This is a genomic window from Nocardia coubleae NBRC 108252 (genome assembly GCF_001612805.1).
Classification (GTDB): domain Bacteria; phylum Actinomycetota; class Actinomycetes; order Mycobacteriales; family Mycobacteriaceae; genus Nocardia; species Nocardia coubleae.
In genome coordinates, this window is the sequence record NZ_BDBD01000018.1 from 382,864 (window position 1) to 402,045 (window position 19,182).

Below are 19,182 nucleotides of genomic sequence, written 5' to 3' on the forward strand. Positions count from 1 at the left end.
CCGATGAGCATCAGGTTCGCGGTTCGAATGAGGAGTCTCGAGTGAGTGTGCGGGTGTTTCTGGTCGACGATCACGCGGTCTTCCGGTCGGGGGTGCGAGCGGAGCTGAGCCGGGAAGCCGACATGGAGGTGGTCGGTGAGGCCGGGGCCGTGGCGGAGGCCGTCGCCGGGATCGATGCCGCGAAACCGGATGTGGTGCTGCTCGATGTGCACATGCCCGACGGCGGCGGTGTCGCGGTGCTGAGCGGAATCGCCTCGGGCCCGGTCTGTTTGGCGCTGAGCGTGTCGGACGCGGCCGAGGACGTGATCGCGGTGATCCGGGCGGGCGCGCGCGGGTATGTCACCAAGACCATCTCCGGCGCCGAGCTGGCCGACGGCATCCGCCGCGTCGCGGGCGGTGACGCGGTGTTCAGTCCACGGCTGGCCGGTTTCGTCCTCGACTCGTTCACCGGCCGCTCCCCGGTCCCCGAACCGCCACTCGACCCCGAACTGGACTCACTGACCCCACGCGAACTGGAAGTCCTGCGTCTGCTCGCCCGCGGATACACCTACCGCGAGATCGCCGAGAGCCTGTTCATCTCGGTGAAAACCGTGGAAACCCACGCCTCGAACGTGCTGCGCAAAACCCAGCAGTCCAACCGCAACGCACTGACCAGATGGGCCCATCGCCGCCGCATCGAATGAGCGGCCCCTCGGGCGAGGCAGCGCCTACATCACCGCGATGATGAGGGCGATGAGGATGACCAGGCCGATCAGCACGCCTGCGCCGATCGCCAAGGGCGCACCGTTGGGCAGGTCGTCGAAGAAGCTGCCGGTGCGTTGGGGGCGCGCGGTCTGCGCGGCGGCGAGGGGTGCGCGGTGCGGGCGGGGCAGCGGCTGGGCGTTGGGGCTGCGCACGCCGCTGGCGCCGCTGCGCGACGCCCAGGCCGGGATGGTGCCGTCCTCGGTGCGCAGCGGGGCACCGAGAATGTAGGCGCCGGTGCCGGGACCGAAAGCGGCCGTGAGGATCTCGTCGCGGGCCTCGGCCATGGTCGGGCGGCGCTGCGGCGCGGGCTCGAGCATGTGCAGCAGCGGCTGGGTGAGGATGCCGCTGCGGGTGGGCGGGATGATGCGGCCCATCGCGGCGCGGGTGACCACGTCGTTCTCGTCGTCGTCGAAACCGAACGGCGGCTGACCCTCTAGCGCGGTGTAGAGGGTGGCGCCGAGGGAGAACACGTCGCTGGCCTCGGTGGGCTGGGCGCCACGCGCCACCTCGGGCGGCAGGTAGGCGGGGGTGCCGGTGATCACGCCGTCGGGTTCGTCACCGTGCGGGTCGCCCGCGCCACGGGAGATGCCGAAGTCGCTGAGTTTCGCCTTGCCCAGGTCGGGGCCGCGGTCGGCGACGAGGATGTTGCCCGGTTTGATATCGCGGTGCACGATGCCCGCGGCGTGGGCGGCGGCGAGCGCGTCGGCCACCTGCGCGCCGATCTGGGCGACCTCCACCGCGGGCAGTGCGTCCACCAGCGCGAGCGCCTTGGCCACACTGCGCGAGGGTAAGTACTCCATGACGAGCCACGGCTCGCCCGCTTCGATCACCACGTCGTAGACGGCGATGGCGTGCTCGTGCGACAGCTTGGCCGCCACCCGGCCCTCGTGGACGATGCTGTTGCGCACCCGCTCGGCCTCGGCCTCGCTCAGGCCGGCGGTGGTGAGCACCTGCTTGATCGCGACTTCCCGGTTGAGCAGCCGATCGGTGGCCAGCCAGACCGCGCCCATGCCACCCCCGCCCAGCTTCGACTGCAGGCGGTAGCGGCCCGCGACCAGGTAGTCGGGGCCGATATGGGGGCGAGCACGTTCGGTCACGGGTGCGAGGGTAGCCGAATCTGCCGCTGACTGGCCGGGATCTTCCCTGTGGACAGGGACAGGGGCGCCTGTCACGCTGGTCGCGATCGAACGTATATTCGAATACGATCGATAGCTGGAACGGTGCTGTCGTTTCGGTGACGAGCGGTTCGCCGCTCGCGGGTCCATCGTGGAAGTAGGTGGTGTTGATGGGTTCGAACGGTTTGCCGCCCGAGCCGGGTACGCGCGAGCACACGCTCGACGAGTTGCGCAGGCGGATGGCCTCGGTGCCGGGACGCGGTGCGTCGGTAGCCGCGCACATACCCCGTGAACAGCCACTTCGCCGCGATCTGCTGCCCGTTCCCGCGCCGTTGGCCGACCTGCTTCCCGACGGCGGACTGCCGAAGGGGTCGGTGGTCGCCTACTCCGGTGCACACTCGCTGCTCACCGGTCTGCTCGCCTCGGTCACCGCGGGCGGTGGCCACGCGGCCGTGGTCGGGCTGCCGCGGCTCGGTTTGCTGGCCGCCGCCGAGATGGGTGCGCAGCTGTCGCGGCTCGCCGTCGTCCCCGACCCGGGTCCCGACCCCGCCGAGGTGGCCGCGGTCCTGCTCGACGGCCTGGACCTGGTGGTCCTCGGCCTGCACGGCCTCGCCGTCCCCCCGGCTCGCTGCCGCGTGCTCGCCGCCCGCGCCCGCAACCGTGGCACCACGCTCGTCGTCGCGGGCGGTGAGTGGACCAACCCGGCGCTGCGCCTGGACACCCGCGTCGCCGGTTACGACGGACTGGGCCCCGGCCGCGGCCGCCTGCGCTCGGTCTGCCTCGACGTGCGCGTCAGCGCCAAGGCGGGCCCACCCCGCCAGGGCCGCATGGACCTGTGCGCCCGCGCGGGCCGCACCGAATGGCTGGCCCGCGAGAACGTCGCCCGCCCGACCGAAGTGACCGCCTTACGCGAGGCCGTGTCGTGACCCCGCGTCCGTTGCCCACCTTCGCGCGATGGGCATGAGCACCTCCATCGCGCACCCCGCGCCCCTCGACCGGGCGCGACCGACCGCCGTCCGCGGGAACCGTGGTGTGGGGCGGGGCCAGGTGGTCGGGGTGTTGTCGTGAGGCGCGCTGACCGGGTGGTCGCGGTGTGGTGCCCGGATTGGCCTGCCGTGGCGGCGGCGGCCGGGATGGGGGTGGCGGCGCAGCGGCCGATCGCGGTGTTGCAGGGGAACCGGGTTGTCGCGTGTTCGGCGATCGCGCGGGCCGAAGGGGTGCGGCGTGGGATGCGCAGGCGGGACGCACAAGGGTGCTGCCCGGAACTCGTTGTGGCCCAGGATGATCCGGATCGGGACGCGCGGCTGTTCGAGCCGGTGGTCGCGGCTGTCGATGCCACCGTACCGGGGGTCGAGGTGTTGCGGCCGGGGCTGATCGTGCTCGGGGCGCGGGGTGCCACACGGTATTTCGGGTCCGAGGAGGCGGCGGCGGAGCGGTTGATCGATGCGGTCGCGGTGGCGGGCGCCGAAGCCCAGATCGGGATCGCCGATGCCATGTCGACGGCGGTCATCGCGGCCAGGCGCGGCGCGATCGTCGAGCCGGGGGAGGGTGCGCGTTACCTCGCGTCGCTGCCCGTGTCCGAGCTCGCGGCCGAACCGAGCCTGGCCGCACCGGACCGCGCCGACCTCACGGACCTGTTGCACCGCTTGGGTTTGCGCCGCATCGGCGACTTCGCCCTGCTCGCGCCGGCCGAGGTGACGTCCCGGTTCGGTGCCGACGCCGCGCACGCCCATCGCATGGCGCGCGCCCTCCCGGAACGCCCGCCTTCGGCGCGCAGAGCTGCCCCGGAACTGACCGTCGAGCTGGCCTGCGACCCACCCATCGACCGGGTCGACGCGGCCGCCTTCGCGGGCAGGCAGCTGTCCACCCGCCTGCACGCGGCACTGTCGGCGGCGGGGGTGTCGTGCACCCGGCTCGCCGTCACCGCCCGCACCGAGACCGGCGAGGAACTCACCAGGATCTGGCGGTGCGCGCGTCCGCTCACCCCACCCGACACCGCCGACCGGGTCCGCTGGCAACTCGACGGCTGGCTCACCCATCGCGCCCGCCCGACCGGTCCCATCGTCGCGCTCACCCTGGAACCGGTCGAGGTGGTCGCCTCGGGCGCGTTGCAGCTGGGTCTGTGGGGCGGTGAGGGGGAACAGACCGAACGCGCCAGGCGCGCGCTGGTGCGAGTGCAGGGTCTGCTCGGTGGTGAAGCGGTGCGCATCGGGGTGCTCAGCGGCGGCCGTGGCCCCGCCGAACGCATCACCATGATCGCCCTCGGTGACGAACTCACCCCGAGCGCCGACCCCGCCCACCCGTGGCCCGGCCGCCTCCCCGAACCGGCCCCCACCCTGCTCCTGCTGCACCGCCCCACCGTCCACCTGACCGCCGCCGACGGCACCGAGGTCGGCGTCACCGACCGAGGCCTGTTCACCGCCGACCCCGTGATCCTGCGCTGGGGCCGCAAGCAGTGGTCCCTGCTCGGCTGGGCAGGACCCTGGCCGGTCGTGGAACGCTGGTGGTCCGCCGCCGAACACGCGACCACGGCCGTTCGCGTCCAGGTCCAGCTCGACGCCCGCCCCACCGAGATCCGCGCGGTCCTGCTCGTCCACGACGAGCAGAACTGGCATGCCGAGGGGGTCTACGAGTAGCACCGCACGATCCCCTGGGCCGTGGACTGCTTCGCTGTCACCGCTGCTCAGCGAGGGTGTGAACCGTGCACTGCCGGGCGCCTCTACAGTGAACTCCGGTCAGGGACGACCCGGCGAGCGAGGAAGGAGGCGCGGTGATGAATCCGTTCGAGGGCATGGTGTGTTCGGCGGCCGCTGCCGACCTTCCGCTGCTCGGTACGGCGGTGCACGCCACGGGGTGGCTGTGTATCGAGCATCCCGGGGCGTGGGGGCGCGATGTGCTGGGTGACGAGGTGCTCGGACCGGAGATCACCGCCGAACTGGCCGCGCGCACGTCGGCGGCGAAGGTGCGCCCCACCTTGATCCGCCGTCCCGGGCGCTACGAGTTCACCGGCACGCGCACGGTGCTGCTGGCCAGTGCGCGGCCCGAGGGTTCGTGGTGTGTGCGGTTCGAGATCACCGACCTGCGTGAACTTTTCGATATCGATCTGCACCTGGTGGACGGGCCTGCACCGGAAATCGGTGTGCCGGTGGACGATCCGATCGTCCTGGTCTGCGCCCACGGCAAACGCGACCAGTGCTGCGCCCGCCTCGGCCGCCCGATCGCCGCCGCCTTGGCCGCCGAACAGCCCGGCCGCGTCTGGGAGGCGTCCCACACCGGCGGCCACCGGTTCGCCCCCGCCGTCGTCCTGCTCCCGTCGGGCCTCACCTACGGCCGCGTCGACATCCCCGCCGCCCGCGACCTGCTCGCCGCCGCCGACACCGGCGAGGTCTCCCTCACCGGCCTGCGCGGCCGCAGCTGCTATCCCCCGATCGCCCAGCTCGCCGAAGTCGCTGTCCGCGAACAGGTCCCGGCCCCCGCCGACGCCCTCACCGTCACCCTCGACCCCACCCCCACGCACGACCCGACCCTCGCGGGCGCCGCCGTCGTCACCCACCGCGACGGCCGCCGCTGGCGCGTAACCACCCGCACCACCCCCGCACTCCCGCGCCCGGCCAGCTGCAACGCCAACCCCAAACCCGCCAGCTACCTCGAACCGGTCTCCATCGAACAACTCCCCACCCTCTGACACACGCACACCACCCGGCAAGGCCTGCGAGCGCTCCCGCCCCTGCGACGCCCGTTCTCAACGGCGGCTGTCCGAGCTCGCGGATCCGCTCGTGCGTAAGGACCCCGCATGGAGGCTGGCCGAAGTCGAAGCAGCTGGCCTTTCGTGGTGATCTTGAAGCGGCTACCAGTGGGTGCCGGGTACCCAGCGGGCGGCACGGCGGACGGCGGCGCCTGCGGCGGTGCGGACGGGGGATTTCCTCGGCTCCGGCTGCGGTGCCGGGGGTGCGGGGTCTGGATCGGGGGTGCTCGCCTCGCCCTTGGCCGCGGGGGAATCCGGGATGGCGCGGTAGTAGCGGTGCAGGATGCGGTCGCGGAGTTTGGGGGTGAACAGGGCGCCGTACTCGGCGAGGGTGCCGAGGGGGACGTCGATGCGTTTGGGGCGTTCGGTGAGGGCGCGGACGATGGTGGCCGCGGCCCATTCCGGTGATTCGGCGGGACCCTGTTCGCCGGTCGGGGCGATCATGGGTGTGCGCACGAGCGGCATGTGGATGGTGGTGAAAGTGACACCGTCGGCGAGGGTTTCGACGGCCGCCACCTCGGTGAACTTGTCCAGCGCCGCCTTGCTGGCGAGGTAGGCGGAGAAGCGCGGCGTCGCCACCTGCACGCCCGCGCTGGAGATGTTGACGATGTGGCCGAAGCCGCGTTCGCGCATCTGTGGCAGCAACGCCATGGTCATCCGCAGCGCGCCGAAGTAGTTGACCGCCATGGTGCGCTCGTAGTCGTGCAGGCGGTCGGTGGAACGGTGGATGGCGCGGCGGATGGACCGGCCGGCGTTGTTGACCAGCATGTCGACATGATCGTGCTGGTCGAGGATGGTCTTCACGGTCGATTCGACGGATTCGGCGTCGGTCACATCGCACTGGTAGCCGTGCGCCTGCCCGCCCGCCGCGCGGATCTCGTCGACCACCTGGGCCAGCTCGTCGCCGCGCCGCGCCAGCAGCAGGACGACGGCGCCTTTGTCGGCCACGGCGAGGGCGGCGGCACGTCCGATGCCGGAGGACGCGCCGGTGATCACCACGTGCCTTCCGGTGAGATCGCGCCGGTTCTTCGGGGAAACCTGGGACATCACTGCTCCTTTGCAGCTCGCTCCCTCTAACTTACTTCAAAGTAAGTTACGCGACCAGACCTGTGAGAAACTCGAAAATATGTTCGAACGCCTCTGGTGGATATTCGAACGTATGTGCGATACTGGGGGCATGGCGGACGATCGGATGGCGGACATCTATGCCGCGGTGCGGCTCGGCGGATTCGACCCTGCGGCGGCGCGCGCGGCGCTGACCCGGCTCTGGGACGAACTAGGGGAGGGCGGCGACCCGTTGCATCGCTGCGTGGTGGCACATCACCTTGCCGATGTGCAGGAACTACCCGAGGGCGCGTTGCTGTGGGACCAGCGGGCCCTGGCCGCGGTGTTCGGGCCGGGTATCCCGCTGGACGAGGGGCTGCGCGGATTCCTGCCCTCGCTGTACCTGAATCTGGCCGACAGTCACCGCCGGGTAGGCGATTTCGACATGGCGCGCATGCAGCTGACCATCGCCCGTGGCCACCTGGACGTGCTCGCCAACGATGCCTACGGCGCGGTGATCCGGGCGGGTCTGGCCCATGTGGAGGCGGCGCTGGAGTCGCAGTCGATGGAGCGGTTGCCTGCGAATTGAGGTGTCGGGCAGGGCGATCGAGGTGAGGGGGTAGGGAGAGGAGCGGGTGCGTGGGTTGGAGCAACGGGCCGCCGACCTGGTCGGAGCTGGAACGGGTGCTCTCGGGCAAGCCGAGTGCCCGCCCGGCCGAGGAGATGCACCCGGGCGATGGGGGCGACAGCCCGGCCTGGTCGCGCAAACGCGGCGAATACCATGCTCCCGAACTGGAACTCCCGGCGGGCCCGGCGGTGCCCTACGCCGAGCTGCACGCCCACTCGGCCTACAGCTTCCTCGACGGCGCGAGCCCGCCCGAGGAGCTGGTGGAGGAGGCGGTGCGGCTCGGCCTCGAGGCGCTCGCGCTCACCGATCACAACGGGTTCTACGGGACCGTCCGGTTCGCCGAGGCGGCCAGGGAATGGGGAATGCCAACGGTTTTCGGTGCCGAACTGTCACTGGGAACCGATGCGGAGGCGGCGCCGGGCCGAGGGGATGCGGTCCGGCGCCGTACTGTTCCGCGCGGCGGGCTGCGCGAGATCGGCGATCCGCGCGATCTCGGCAGGGGCCGCGCGTCGACGGGTCGCCGCCCGGCGACCGATCCGGCCGACGCGGGGCTGCTGCGCCACGCAGACCTATCGCAGGCTAGGAGCGGTCACGGTGCTGCCCCGGATTCGATGCCCCGCACGGGTTTTCCCGACCCGAAGGGCCCACACTTGCTGATCCTGGCCAGGGGGCAAGAGGGTTACCGCCGCCTCTCGCGGGAAATGGCGGCGGCACACATGGCGGCGGGGGAGAAGGGCGTCCTGCGCTACGACCTCGACACACTCACCGCTGCGGCGAGCGGGCACTGGCACATCCTCACCGGCTGCCGCAAGGGGCACCTGCGCACCGCTCTCGAGCAAGACCTGCTCGCGGGCGAGACCGACCTGCCCAAAGCGGAAGCGGCCCTGCGTGATCTGGTCGAACGTTTCGGTGCCGACCGCGTGAGCGTGGAACTCACCCACCACGGCATCGCCACCGACGACGAACGCAACGGCTACCTGGTAGCCCTCGCCGACCGGCTCGGGCTGCCCGTGCTGGCCACCACCGGTGCGCATTTCGCCGCGCCCGCTCAGCGTCGGCGTGCCATGGCCCTGGCCGCGATCCGCGCCCGCAGCAGCCTCGACGAAATGGCCGGCTGGCTGGCACCCACCGGCGGCGCCCACCTGCGCTCGGGCGCGGAGATGGCGCGGCTGTTCACGGCGTACCCGCACGCGGTGACCAACGCGGCGGCGCTGGCCCGCGAATGCGCCTTCGATCTCGGCTTGATCGCGCCGAAACTGCCACCGTTCGAGGTGCCACCGGGTCACGACGAGAACTCCTGGCTGCGTGAGATCACCTACCGCGGTGCCGCCGAACGATACGGATCTCCCGAACGCAACCCCGAGGCGTACGAGCAGATCGAGCACGAACTCGCGGTGATCCGGCAACTGGAGTTCCCCGGCTACTTCCTTGTCGTGCACGACATCGTCGAGTTCTGCAAGCACAACGACATCTTGTGCCAGGGCCGTGGGTCCGCGGCCAATTCCGCGGTCTGCTTCGCCATCGGCATCACCAATGTCGATCCGGTCGCCAACAATCTGCTGTTCGAGCGGTTCCTCTCACCCGAACGCGACGGCCCGCCCGACATCGACGTCGATATCGAATCCGACCGGCGCGAAGAGGCCATCCAGCACGTCTACGCCAAGTACGGCCGTGACTACGCGGCTCAGGTGGCGAACGTGATCACTTATCGCGGCAAGTCGGCCGTGCGCGATGCCGCCCGGGCGCTCGGCTTTTCGCCCGGTCAGCAGGATGCGTGGAGCAAGCAGGTGAGCCGCTGGTCCGGGGTGAGCCAGGAGACCGGCACCGATATCCCCGACGCCGTGCTCGAGCTCGCGGGCGAACTCGACGGTCTGCCACGGCATCTGGGCATCCACTCCGGCGGCATGGTGATCTGCGATCGCCCCATCGCCGATGTGTGCCCGGTGGAATGGGCGCGCATGGCAGGCCGCAGCGTGCTGCAGTGGGACAAGGACGACTGTGCGGCGGTCGGCCTGGTGAAGTTCGACCTGCTCGGCCTCGGCATGCTCTCGGCCCTGCACTACATGATCGACCTGGTGTGGGAACACAAGGGCGAGAAGGTGGAACTGCACGCCCTCGACCTCACCGAACCGGCCGTCTACGAGATGCTGCAGCGCGCCGATTCGATCGGGGTGTTCCAGGTGGAATCGCGCGCGCAGATGGCGACCCTGCCACGGCTCAAGCCGCGAAAGTTCTACGACCTGGTGGTCGAAGTGGCGCTGATCCGGCCGGGGCCTATTCAAGGTGGCTCGGTGCATCCCTACATCCGCAGACGCAACGGCAAGGAGGCACCGGTCTGCGACCATCCGGCGCTGGAGAACTCGCTGTCGCGCACCCTCGGCATCCCGCTGTTCCAGGAGCAGCTGATGCAGATGGCCATCGATGTCGCCGGTTTCAGCGCCGCCGAAGCCGACCAGCTGCGCCGCGCCATGGGCTCCAAACGCTCACCGGAGAAGATGGAACGGCTCAAGAGCCGTCTCTACCAGGGCATGCGCGAGCTGCACGGCATCACCGGCGACCTGGCCGACCGCATCTACGAAAAGCTCTACGCCTTCGCCAATTTCGGTTTCCCCGAAAGTCATTCGCAGAGCTTCGCCGCGCTGGTGTTCTATTCGTCGTGGTTCAAGCTGCACCACCCGGCCGCGTTCTGCGCCGGGCTGTTGCGCGCCCAGCCGATGGGGTTCTACTCACCGCAGTCGCTGGTCGCCGATGCCCGCCGCCACGGCGTGCTCGTGCACGGTCCCGACATCAACGCCAGCCGCGCCGAACCCACCCTGGAGAACGCGGGCACCGAGGTGCGCCTCGGCCTGGCCGCCGTCCGCCACATCGGCGACGACCTCGCCGAACGCCTCGTCACCGAACGCACCGAACACGGCCCCTACACCTCGATGCTCGACCTCACCGCGCGAGTGGGATTGACTGTCGCCCAAGCGGAATCGCTCGCCACCGCAGGTGCTCTCGACATGCTGGTCGATGCGGCTGTGTCTGACAGCGGGGTGGCGATGGTGACCGATGCCGATGTGTCGACTGCGGGTAGGGCCGTGGTGGACGGCGGTACGCGGGGCAGCAGTGTGCGGCGGGCCGCGTTGTGGGCGGCAGGGGCGGCGGCGGGGGAGCGGCCCGATCTGCTGCCCGGGACCGGTGCGGTGACGCAGGCGCCGTCGCTGCCCGGCATGAGCGCCCTCGAGCTGGCCGCCGCCGACGTGTGGGCGACCGGTATCTCACCCGGTACCTACCCCACCGAATTCCTTCGCACCCATCTGAATTCGCTCGGCGTGGTGCCCGCCGCCGACCTGCTGCTCGTCGAGGACGGTTCACGCATCCTCGTCGCGGGTGCGGTCACCCACCGGCAGCGTCCGGCCACCGCCGCCGGTGTCACCTTCCTGAATCTCGAGGACGAGACCGGCATGATCAATGTCGTCTGCTCGGTCGGGCTGTGGGCCCGCTACCGGCGCCTGGCCCAGAGTGCGACCGCCCTGCTCATCCGTGGCCGCATCCAGAACGCCGAGGGGGTGGCGAGCCTGGTCGCCGAGCATCTGGAACACCTCGACCTGCGCATCGTCGCCCGGTCCCGCGACTTCCGCTGAGCACTCGCCCCCGTTCGGCGCCCCCAACGCATTACGCTGCGACCATGCGCAAGCTTGCCGTGGTGATGATCGCGTTGCTCGGACTGGTGTTCCTGGTCGGGTGCGGAGACGATGAAGCAGGCGTTCGAAGTCCCGAACCCGGGGCTCTCGACGCGTCCGCTCCCGCGGTAGCACCCGGCTTCCGGGAGGGCGCGCCGTCGAAAGAGAGTCCCGCGCCGTCGGATTCGTCGACCCGTAAAGAGGTGATCACCGGCTCGGTCGACATCACCGCCGACGACCCGATCGCCGCCGCGGGCACCGTCGTCGACCGGGTGACGGCGCTGAACGGGCGCGTCGACAGCCGCACCGAACAGCCCGGCACCGACAAGCGGGTCGCGCGCGCCGTGCTGAGCGTGCGGGTGCCCGCCGACAAGACCGACGCCTTCATCACCGACCTCGGCGACGCGGGCACGGTCACCGAGATCAGCACCAACCGCGACGACGTCACCATGCAGTGGCAGGACCTCGACGCCCGCATCAATGCCCTGCGCGCCTCCGTCGACCGGCTCAAAGCGCTGATCGCGGGCGCGAACAACACCGCCGACCTGATCGCCGCCGAGGAGGCGCTGTCGAGCAGGCAGGGCGAACTCGACAGCCTCACCGCCCAGAAACGCAGCCTCGACGACCAGGTGGCCCTGTCGACCCTCACGATCACCCTCACCGCCGAGAAGAAGCAGGCGCCGGGCGAGCCCGACTCGTTCTGGGACGGCATCGTCTCCGGCTGGAACTCGCTGGTCGACTGGCTCGGCGACGCGGTCGTCTTCGCGGGCAAGGCGGTGCCGTGGCTTGGCCTGTTCGCCCTGCTCGGCGGCGTGCTCTACGCGGTCCTGCGCGTTGTCCGCCGGAAACCGCGATCCCACACCGCGAAGGAGACCTCCGGTGCCCACAGTGCGGGCGACGATCAAACCGAACAGCCGTAAAGGCCCGCTGGTCGAAACCGCCGCCGACGGCACCCTCACCCTCTACGTCCGCGCCCCCGCGACCGAGGGCAAGGCCAACAAGGCCGCCATCGAACTGCTCGCCGACCATTTCGGCGTCCCCAAGTCCACCGTCCACCTCACCGCGGGTGCCACCTCCCGCTTCAAACGCTTCGAGATCGACTGATCAGACCGCGTCCGGAAACCCGTGCTGCCGCCACGCCTCGTACACCGCGACGGCGGCGGTGTTCGACAGGTTCATCGAGCGGCGGCCGGGCAGCATCGGGACGCGCGCCTGGTCGGTGATGTGCGGATCGGTGAGAACCTCCGGCGGCAGGCCCGTCGGTTCCGTGCCGAACAGCAGGATGTCGCCGGGCTGGTAGGCGATGTCGGTGTAGCGGGTGGTGGCCTGGGTGGTGAACGCGAAGACCCGCTGCGGACCGATCGCTGCCCAGGCCGTCTCCAGGTCGGGGTGCACGGTGACCGAGGCCAGGTCGTGGTAGTCCAGCCCCGCGCGGCGCAGTTTCGATTCCGACAGGTCGAACCCGAGGGGCTCGATCAGATGCAGGGTGCATCCGGTGCCCGCGACCAACCGGATCGCGTTACCGGTGTTCGGCGGGATCACCGGCTGATGGAACATCACATTGAACACCCGCAGCAGGGTAGCGGGCCCCTGTGTGCGGACAGCGCGCCGCACTGCGACAATCGGCATCGTGAACGAGGCGCAGACCACCGGCAAGCATCGCGTCGTGCGGCTGAGCGCGTGGCAGCAGTACCTGCGCAGCCACCTGCCGATGACCGTGGTGAGCGTGCTGATCGTGATCGCGATCGCCTTCGTCGCCTGGGACCGCTGGCGACGCGGCGCCCTCATCTTCGGCAGCGCGGCTCTGGTGGCCGCCGCGTTCCGGCTGTGCCTGCCGACCGTGCAGGTCGGCCTGCTCGCGGTTCGCAGCAAGCCCTTCGACGTCGCCTGGCTTACCGCCCTCGGCAGCGCCATCGTCTTCCTCGCGGCCACCATCAACACCCTCGGCGTCAGCTGAGCACGGGGTAGCGCTCCGCGAACACCGTCTGCGGACGGGGCCTGCGCCCGGGATGCGGCGGGGTGCCGGCACCGTATCCGACCGTCACCAGCACGGCGATCGCCAGGTCCGACTCGGGGTCGATGCCGACGGCCCGTTTCACCGCCGACTCGTCCCACCCGTTCATCGGCGCCGACGCCAAGCCGAGCCCGGTCGCGGCGAGCATGACGTAGGTGGCCGCGATCATCGCGTTCTTCACCGCGTTCTCGCGCAGCAACCCCCGCTCGCTCAGCGAGTGGTACTCCGCGCGCCCGTCGAACATCGCCCGGAATTCCTCGTTCCACGCCCCATTGGCGACGGCTCGCTCCGCGATATCGGCCTGGGCCCCACGCCAAGCGTGCGGGTCGGCGACGAATACCAGCACCGCGGGCGCCTCCAACGGCTGCGGCTGCCCGAATGCGGCCTCCGACAGGGCTCGTCGGCCCTGTTCGCTGCGTACCAGGACGATGGACCGGTCCTGCATGTTCCATGCGCTCGGCGCCTCCACGACCAGGTCGAGCAGCTCGTCGAGGATGCCGCGTGGGATCGGATCGGGCCGGTAGTGGCGAACCGTGCGGCGGGTGCGGATGGCGTCGGTGACCGAAAGTGTCTGCGTGATCATGTTTCTAACTATCGGAGAGTTACATCCGATTGGAAAGTAGGCACCTGAAAGTGCGTTAAGCTCGATCAGGTGGCCACCATTCACGAACTCAGCGGACTACCGGCCGACGTGTACTCGGCGAAATGCCCGACGCGCGAGGTGCTCGACACCATCGCGGGGAAATGGACCGTGCTGATCGTCGACGCGCTCGCTGACGGCACCCTGCGCTACACCGATCTGCGCCGCCGCATCGACGGCATCTCCCAGAAGATGCTCACCCAGACCCTGCGCCAGTTGGAGACGGACGGGTTCGTCGAACGCACCGTGTATCCGACGGTGCCGCCGCGCGTCGAGTACGCCCTCACCGATCTCGGCCGCAGCCTGCGCGAGCCGATCACGGCCCTGCGCGAATGGATCGAGACGAACATCAATCGCATCGAGGACGCCAGGCGCCGCACGGCGTAGTCATCGAATCACCCTGTTGGTCAGGCAGTTTCGCTTACGCGCGACTCCGCCCACAGGCTCGCGTCGCCCTTGCTGCCGTAGAGCTCTCTGGCTCGCTGCGGCGTGATCGTCGCCAGTGTTCGCGGCGGCGCGGACGCGGTGTGCGCGGCCAGGATCTTGCCCGACATCGGCGCGATATACGGCGCGGCCTTGATCATCGCCCAGTTGTCGCGCCGCGCGGCGGTCCAGGCGATCGCCTTCGCCGGAATCCGCACCAGCGGGTCGACCACCGGCGGAACGGCGAACCGGCCGAGGGTCCGCATCCACCGCGGCAGGCTCGGGATGCTCGCCAGCGAGAGCAGTCTGCTGCCGATCGCGAAGTGCCAGCCCTTGCTCGGTGGCGTCCACAGCAGGTAATGCATGCCCTCGACGGCCCGCTCGGTGACACACAGTCGCGGCCGCACCCGGTCGAAATAGGCGCGGATCTCGGCGCGAGTGCGCGGCACATCGGCCGGCTTGCAGGTCTGCAGCTCGGCGGCGACCGCGCACTCGGCCCAGTAGCGGTCCTCCTCGTCGGGGCTCAGCGGTCCCGGGCCGTACATCTCGTAGGCCTTGAGAACGGAATGCCAGCCGGTGATGTGGATCCACAGCTGGGAGTCCGGGCTGTTGGCGCTGTAGCGCTTGCCGCTCACCGGTTCGATACCCGTCATCGGCGCGTGCACCCGCATCAGATGCTCGGCCGCCTGGACGGCGGTGCGCCCGTCGCCGACCGCGACCAGCAGGAAGTACGCGAGGGTGTGGTCGAGGCGGCTGGCCGGATTGTCGTAGATGCCGTGCGAGTCGGCCACGGCGGCGGTCAGGAACGGATCGAAGTGTTCGAGGGTGACCGCGCGCTGGAAACCGATCAGCGCGGTCGGTGCCGCCCAAACCTTCCAGCTGGGGGAGCCCGGCCCGAAGAATCCGTAATCGTCGCGGCGCAGGGTGGTCGGATCGAAGGCCATGGCACGTGCTCCTTTGCACAGCTGAGGCGAACCTCGCAATGAATACAACGCCACCGTAGCAATTGCTGGTATCGAATACAACGGTTGCGTAGGATTTCTGTGCCCGGCATGCGAGGTATCGTCGTCCGGACGGAGAGGCAGGTGAGCACCGATGACCGCCACGCGCGATCAACGACCGCGCCGCCGCTATGCCCCGCGCCTGCCGCCGGAACAACGCCGCGCGCAACTGCTCGACGCCGCGTTCACCGTGCTCGGCCGGATGGAACTGCACGAACTGAGCATGGAAGCCGTCGCGCAGGAGGCCGGTGTCGGAAAACCGGTGCTGTACACGGTGTTCAAGACCCGTGCCGAACTAGTCGAGGCCCTGCTCGAGCGGGAACGTGAGCGCGGGCTCGAGCAGATCGCCGACACCCTGCCGCAAGACCTGCTCGGCGTCGATCCGGTGGCGGCTGCCTCGGCGACGGTCGAGGCGTTCGTCGATGTGGCACTGGCGAATCCGACCCGCTGGCGACTGATTCTCGCCACCCCGGCCAGCGCGCCCGCCGAATACCGTGCCGCGCTGCGCGATTCCCGCGCCGACATCCTCGACCGGGCGCAATCGCTTGTCCGCGTGGGCATCTCGCTGTCGCCACGCTGGTCGGGCATGGATGCCGAACTGCTGGCGAACTCCACGCTCACCGTCGCCGAGATGCTCGGCAGGCTGGCGGTGAGCTCGCCGCAGGAGTATCCGCGCGAGCGTCTACAGGCCTACGTGCGGTCGATCGTCGCGTTGCTCACCGCGTCCTGAACGCGCTCAGCGGTTTTCGCGGGCCAATCGCATCGTCTCGGTGAGCAGTTTGGATACCGCCGCCGCCTCGGTGAGGAAGCCGTCGTGCCCGTCACGGGAGTGCACGATCTCCAAACCCGCACAGCCGGGCAGACCTTCGGCCAGCTCGGCCTGAGTGTGCAAGGGGTACAGACGATCCGAGTCGACACCGCCGACCACGCACGGAACCGGGGTCGAGGCCAGCGCGGCGGCGACGCCACCGCGGCCGCGACCCACGTCGTGCCGGTTCATGGCCTCGCTGAGCAGCACATAGGTGGCCGGGTCGAAGCGCTGGCCTAGCTTGTCGGCCTGGTGCTCGAGGTAGCTCTGCACCGCGTACCGGCCGCCCGCCCACGGGTCCTCGTCACCCTGCGCGTGATTGGCGAAGCGGTGCTCGAGCTCGCCCTCGGTACGGTAGGTGAGGTGGGCGATGCGCCGGGCCAGGCCCATGCCCGTCATCGGCGCGCGCCCGGTGCCGTGGTAGTTGCCGTCCTGCCAGTCCGGGTCGGCGGTGATGATGGCCATCTGGGTGGTCTGGGTGCCGATCTGATCGGCGGTGGCGCGTGCGCCGACGGCGAGCACCAGTGCCGCCGACACCCGCTGTGGATGCCCGATGATCCACTCGAGCACGCGCATGCCACCCATCGACCCGCCGACGACGGCACCGAGCCGCTCGATGCCGAGCAGGTCGAGCAACTGTGCCTCGGCGGTCACCTGATCGCGAATGGTCACCCAGGGAAACCGTGCGCCCCAGGGCTTTCCGTCGGGTGCGAGGGACGACGGGCCCGTGCTGCCCTTACAGCCACCGAGCACATTGGTGGCGATCACACACCACTCGTCGGTGTCGATCGGCGCGCCGGGCCCGACCATGCCCTCCCACCAGCCGGGCGCCCCGTCGGGCCCACCGACGACATGGGAGTCGCCGGTGAGCGCGTGTTCGACGAGCACCACATTGTCGAGCGTGGGGGAGAGCTCACCCCACCGTTGCACCGCCAGCCGCACATCGGGGACGACGGCGCCGTTCTCCAGCGTCACGTCCCCGATGGCGACCACGCCGAGTCGCCCGTCCGGTGGTGGCAGCAGGGCCACCCCGGTGCCGGGACGGGTGATCGGCGATTCGGTGCTCACAGTCACGTCGTCGCCGCCGCGAAACCGGCCCGCAGATCGGCCAGGATGTCGTCGATTCCCTCGATACCCACCGCGAGCCGGACCAGGCCGGGAGTGACGCCGGCGGCCAGCTGCTCCTCCGGTGTCAACTGCGAGTGCGTGGTCGACGCCGGGTGGATCACGAGAGAACGCACATCACCGATGTTAGCCACATGGCTGTGCAGGCTGAGCGCGTCCACGAACTTCTTGCCCGCGTCGACACCGCCTGCCAGCTCGAACGACACGATCGCGCCCGCACCCTTGGGTGCCAGCTGCTTGGCCCGCTCGTGCCAGGGCGAGGACTCGAGACCCGCGTAGTGCACCGCGTCGACACCGGGCTGCGCGGCGACGAACTTCGCCACCTCGACCGCGTTGCTCACGTGCCGTTCCACCCGCAGGCTCAGCGTCTCGATGCCCTGGGCGATGAGGAAGGCGTTGAACGGTGACACCGCCGCGCCGAGGTCGCGCAGCAACTGCACGCGTGCCTTGAGCGCGAACGCCGGTGCGCCGAGATCGGCGAAGACCGCGCCGTGGTAGCTCGGATCGGGCTCGGTGAAGCCGGGGAACCGGGCGTTGCCCTCGGCGTCACGCACGGTCCAGTCGAAGGTGCCGCCGTCGACGATCACGCCCGCCACCGCCGCGCCGTGGCCACCGAGGTACTTCGTGGCCGAGTGCACCACGATGTCGGCGCCGTGGGCGAGCGGCTGGATCAGGTACGGCGTGGCGACGGTGTTGTCGACGATCAGCGGCAGCCCGTTCTCATGAGCGACACCGGCGATCCCGGGGATGTCGAACACCGCGCTGCTCGGGTTGGCGATGGTCTCGCCGTAGAACGCCTTGGTGTTGGGGCGGATCGCGGCCTGCCACTGCGCGAGGTCGTCGGGGTCCTCGACGAACGACACCTCGATGCCGAGCTTGGGCAGCGAGTAGTGGAAGAGGTTGTAGGTGCCGCCGTAGAGGTGCGGGCTGGACACGATGTGGTCACCGGCGCCTGCCAGATTCAGGATGGCGTAGGTTTCGGCCGCCTGGCCCGAGGCCACCAGCAGCGCCGCGACGCCGCCTTCGAGGGCGGCGACTCGCTGCTCCACCGCGTCCTGGGTGGGGTTCATGATCCGGGTGTAGATGTTGCCCGGTTCGGCGAGCCCGAACAGCGCGGCGGCGTGTTCGGTGTCGCGGAAGGTGTAGGAGGTGGTCTGGTAGATCGGCAGTGCCCGCGCGTTGGTGGTCGCGTCGGGGGCCTGGCCCGCGTGGATCTGCTTGGTCTCGAACGACCAGTTCTCGGGCAGGGCGGCGTCGGTCATGGTCAATGCTCCAGGGGTTGTGCGTCAGGGTTCAGCTGGGGCGGATCGACGGACAACAACACATGGGGGCCTCCTGAAATGCGCGCTTGCTCCCGACCTTCGGGAGCCCGGTCATCACCCGGAGCACCCCACCGCAGCTGGAGGGTTGCCGACCAGCGAGCCGGGGCTTCGCGCTGGTACTCATGACCTTGGACGACATGTTAACCGGACATCGCGCCGGTGGGGAAACTTCCCCCGCGTTTCCTGCCTCACATCACCGTGCCGCCGGTGCGGCGAAGCCCGGTGTGTCGTCGGCCGGTGCGCCGCAGACCTGCCGCAATCCGTGATAGGCGCGCAGGATCGCTTCGCGGGTGACCCGCACCGCCGCCTCCGGTGAGGTGGGCAGTACGTGCTCGGTGTCGGCGACCGCGAGATGGCACAGCGTCTGCCACGTGCCCGCGACCAGCTTCACCAGAAAGTCGTCGGGTGTGGTTCCCATCCGGCGGGCCAGTTCCTCGCACACCGCGACGTTCTTCTTCTCCGCGTATTCCAGGGCCCGCGCGTTGACCGCCTGGCTGGCCCGCATGATCCGCTGCGTCTGCAGGAACTGGTGCAGGAACCGCAGGCCGTCGGCATCGGCCTCGGACTCGACCACCTGGAGGTAGGCACCGCACAGGGCTCGCAGTTCGTTGCCGGTGTCGGGCTGGCCGCGCAGCGCGACGGCGACGGCGTGGCCGAAGTCGTCGATCGGGGCGAGCACGATGTCCTCTTTGAGCGCGAAGTACCGGTTGACGGTGCGGGGGGATACGTCGGCTCCGGCGGCGATCTGCTCGACGGTTGTCGCGTCGAAGCCCTGTGTATCGCACAGGTCGAGTCCGATCGCGACGATCGCGGCCCTGGTCTGCGCCTTCTTGCGCTCGCGCAGGCTCGGCGGAGCCGGCCGGTCGGAGGCGGTCGAAGTGGTCGAGTCGAGCATTTCGCCAGCTTAG

The 19,182-nt window shown here is 70.0% G+C and carries 19 protein-coding genes and 1 riboswitch; of the genes, 11 read left to right on the forward strand and 8 right to left on the reverse strand.

Annotation, left to right across the window (positions count from 1 at the left end; genetic code table 11):
• Positions 1-47 precede the first annotated feature (47 nt).
• On the forward strand, positions 48-683 hold the full coding sequence (locus NCO8_RS18805) for a response regulator (protein WP_067491188.1): 636 nt from the start codon (positions 48-50) through the stop codon (positions 681-683).
• A gap of 24 nt (positions 684-707) precedes the next feature.
• Here the strand turns inward: NCO8_RS18805 and NCO8_RS18810 are convergent, their stop codons facing one another.
• Positions 708-1,841: a serine/threonine-protein kinase gene (locus NCO8_RS18810; RefSeq protein WP_067641295.1), complete on the reverse strand. Its 1,134-nt coding sequence runs from the start codon at positions 1,839-1,841 to the stop codon at positions 708-710.
• Between the two features lie 188 nt (positions 1,842-2,029).
• On the opposite strand from NCO8_RS18810, the gene imuA' reads away from it, so the two are divergent.
• From imuA' to NCO8_RS18825, 3 genes are all read left to right on the forward strand, one after another.
• On the forward strand, positions 2,030-2,785 hold the full coding sequence (imuA', locus tag NCO8_RS18815) for a DnaE2-dependent mutagenesis accessory factor ImuA' (protein ID WP_067490860.1): 756 nt from the start codon (positions 2,030-2,032) through the stop codon (positions 2,783-2,785).
• A gap of 207 nt (positions 2,786-2,992) precedes the next feature.
• Positions 2,993-4,495, forward strand: a complete 1,503-nt coding sequence (locus NCO8_RS18820; protein ID WP_067641297.1) for a DNA polymerase Y family protein — start codon at positions 2,993-2,995, stop codon at positions 4,493-4,495.
• 137 nt (positions 4,496-4,632) lie between these two features.
• The gene (locus NCO8_RS18825) at positions 4,633-5,544 is read left to right on the forward strand and encodes a ferredoxin family protein (RefSeq protein WP_067641299.1); all 912 of its coding nucleotides are present in this window, start codon (positions 4,633-4,635) and stop codon (positions 5,542-5,544) included.
• Positions 5,545-5,706: 162 nt separating this feature from the next.
• Here NCO8_RS18825 and NCO8_RS18830 read toward each other — a convergent pair whose 3' ends face one another.
• Positions 5,707-6,651 (reverse strand): SDR family NAD(P)-dependent oxidoreductase, encoded by a 945-nt coding sequence (locus NCO8_RS18830; RefSeq protein WP_067641614.1) that lies wholly within the window; start codon positions 6,649-6,651, stop codon positions 5,707-5,709.
• 130 nt (positions 6,652-6,781) lie between these two features.
• Here NCO8_RS18830 and NCO8_RS18835 point away from each other — a divergent pair, with 130 nt between their 5' ends.
• The 4 genes from NCO8_RS18835 to NCO8_RS18850 are packed head-to-tail and all read left to right on the forward strand — an operon-like array spanning position 6,782 to position 12,045.
• Positions 6,782-7,237, forward strand: a complete 456-nt coding sequence (locus NCO8_RS18835) for a hypothetical protein (protein WP_084457285.1) — start codon at positions 6,782-6,784, stop codon at positions 7,235-7,237.
• Positions 7,238-7,287: 50 nt separating this feature from the next.
• On the forward strand, positions 7,288-10,902 hold the full coding sequence (locus NCO8_RS18840; protein WP_067641301.1) for an error-prone DNA polymerase: 3,615 nt from the start codon (positions 7,288-7,290) through the stop codon (positions 10,900-10,902).
• 44 nt (positions 10,903-10,946) lie between these two features.
• Positions 10,947-11,861, forward strand: a complete 915-nt coding sequence (locus tag NCO8_RS18845; RefSeq protein WP_067641303.1) for a DUF4349 domain-containing protein — start codon at positions 10,947-10,949, stop codon at positions 11,859-11,861.
• Entirely contained in the window at positions 11,821-12,045 is a 225-nt protein-coding gene (locus tag NCO8_RS18850) for a DUF167 domain-containing protein (RefSeq protein WP_067641305.1), read from the forward strand. The genes NCO8_RS18845 and NCO8_RS18850 overlap by 41 nt, the downstream gene beginning before the upstream one ends.
• On the opposite strand, the gene NCO8_RS18855 is transcribed toward NCO8_RS18850, so the two are convergent.
• Complete coding sequence (locus tag NCO8_RS18855) at positions 12,046-12,510, reverse strand: tRNA (cytidine(34)-2'-O)-methyltransferase (RefSeq protein WP_067641616.1); 465 nt, start codon at positions 12,508-12,510, stop codon at positions 12,046-12,048.
• Positions 12,511-12,571: 61 nt separating this feature from the next.
• On the opposite strand from NCO8_RS18855, the gene NCO8_RS18860 reads away from it, so the two are divergent.
• Positions 12,572-12,898, forward strand: a complete 327-nt coding sequence (locus NCO8_RS18860; protein ID WP_243749857.1) for a DUF3017 domain-containing protein — start codon at positions 12,572-12,574, stop codon at positions 12,896-12,898.
• On the opposite strand, the gene NCO8_RS18865 is transcribed toward NCO8_RS18860, so the two are convergent.
• Positions 12,891-13,538 carry a nitroreductase family protein gene (locus tag NCO8_RS18865; protein WP_067641307.1) on the reverse strand — a complete coding sequence of 216 codons (648 nt, stop codon included), beginning with the start codon at positions 13,536-13,538 and terminating at the stop codon, positions 12,891-12,893. The genes NCO8_RS18860 and NCO8_RS18865 overlap by 8 nt on opposite strands.
• 69 nt (positions 13,539-13,607) lie before the next feature.
• On the opposite strand from NCO8_RS18865, the gene NCO8_RS18870 reads away from it, so the two are divergent.
• Positions 13,608-13,982, forward strand: coding sequence for a winged helix-turn-helix transcriptional regulator (locus tag NCO8_RS18870; protein ID WP_067641309.1), 375 nt, complete (start codon positions 13,608-13,610; stop codon positions 13,980-13,982).
• A 20-nt stretch (positions 13,983-14,002) separates the two neighbouring features.
• On the opposite strand, the gene NCO8_RS18875 is transcribed toward NCO8_RS18870, so the two are convergent.
• Positions 14,003-14,962, reverse strand: a complete 960-nt coding sequence (locus tag NCO8_RS18875; protein WP_067641311.1) for an oxygenase MpaB family protein — start codon at positions 14,960-14,962, stop codon at positions 14,003-14,005.
• A 151-nt stretch (positions 14,963-15,113) separates the two neighbouring features.
• Between NCO8_RS18875 and NCO8_RS18880 the strand changes: the two genes are divergently transcribed.
• Entirely contained in the window at positions 15,114-15,749 is a 636-nt protein-coding gene (locus NCO8_RS18880) for a TetR/AcrR family transcriptional regulator (protein WP_067641313.1), read from the forward strand.
• A 6-nt stretch (positions 15,750-15,755) separates the two neighbouring features.
• Here NCO8_RS18880 and metX read toward each other — a convergent pair whose 3' ends face one another.
• From metX to NCO8_RS18895, 3 genes are all read right to left on the reverse strand, one after another.
• Positions 15,756-16,901: a homoserine O-acetyltransferase MetX gene (gene metX / locus NCO8_RS18885; RefSeq protein ID WP_067641315.1), complete on the reverse strand. Its 1,146-nt coding sequence runs from the start codon at positions 16,899-16,901 to the stop codon at positions 15,756-15,758.
• The gene (locus tag NCO8_RS18890) at positions 16,898-18,214 is read right to left on the reverse strand and encodes a bifunctional o-acetylhomoserine/o-acetylserine sulfhydrylase (protein WP_067641316.1); all 1,317 of its coding nucleotides are present in this window, start codon (positions 18,212-18,214) and stop codon (positions 16,898-16,900) included. Before NCO8_RS18890 ends, metX begins: the two co-directional genes overlap by 4 nt.
• A 77-nt stretch (positions 18,215-18,291) precedes the next feature.
• Positions 18,292-18,402: riboswitch (SAM riboswitch) on the reverse strand.
• A gap of 65 nt (positions 18,403-18,467) precedes the next feature.
• Complete coding sequence (locus tag NCO8_RS18895; RefSeq protein ID WP_067641318.1) at positions 18,468-19,169, reverse strand: TetR family transcriptional regulator; 702 nt, start codon at positions 19,167-19,169, stop codon at positions 18,468-18,470.
• Positions 19,170-19,182 lie beyond the last annotated feature (13 nt).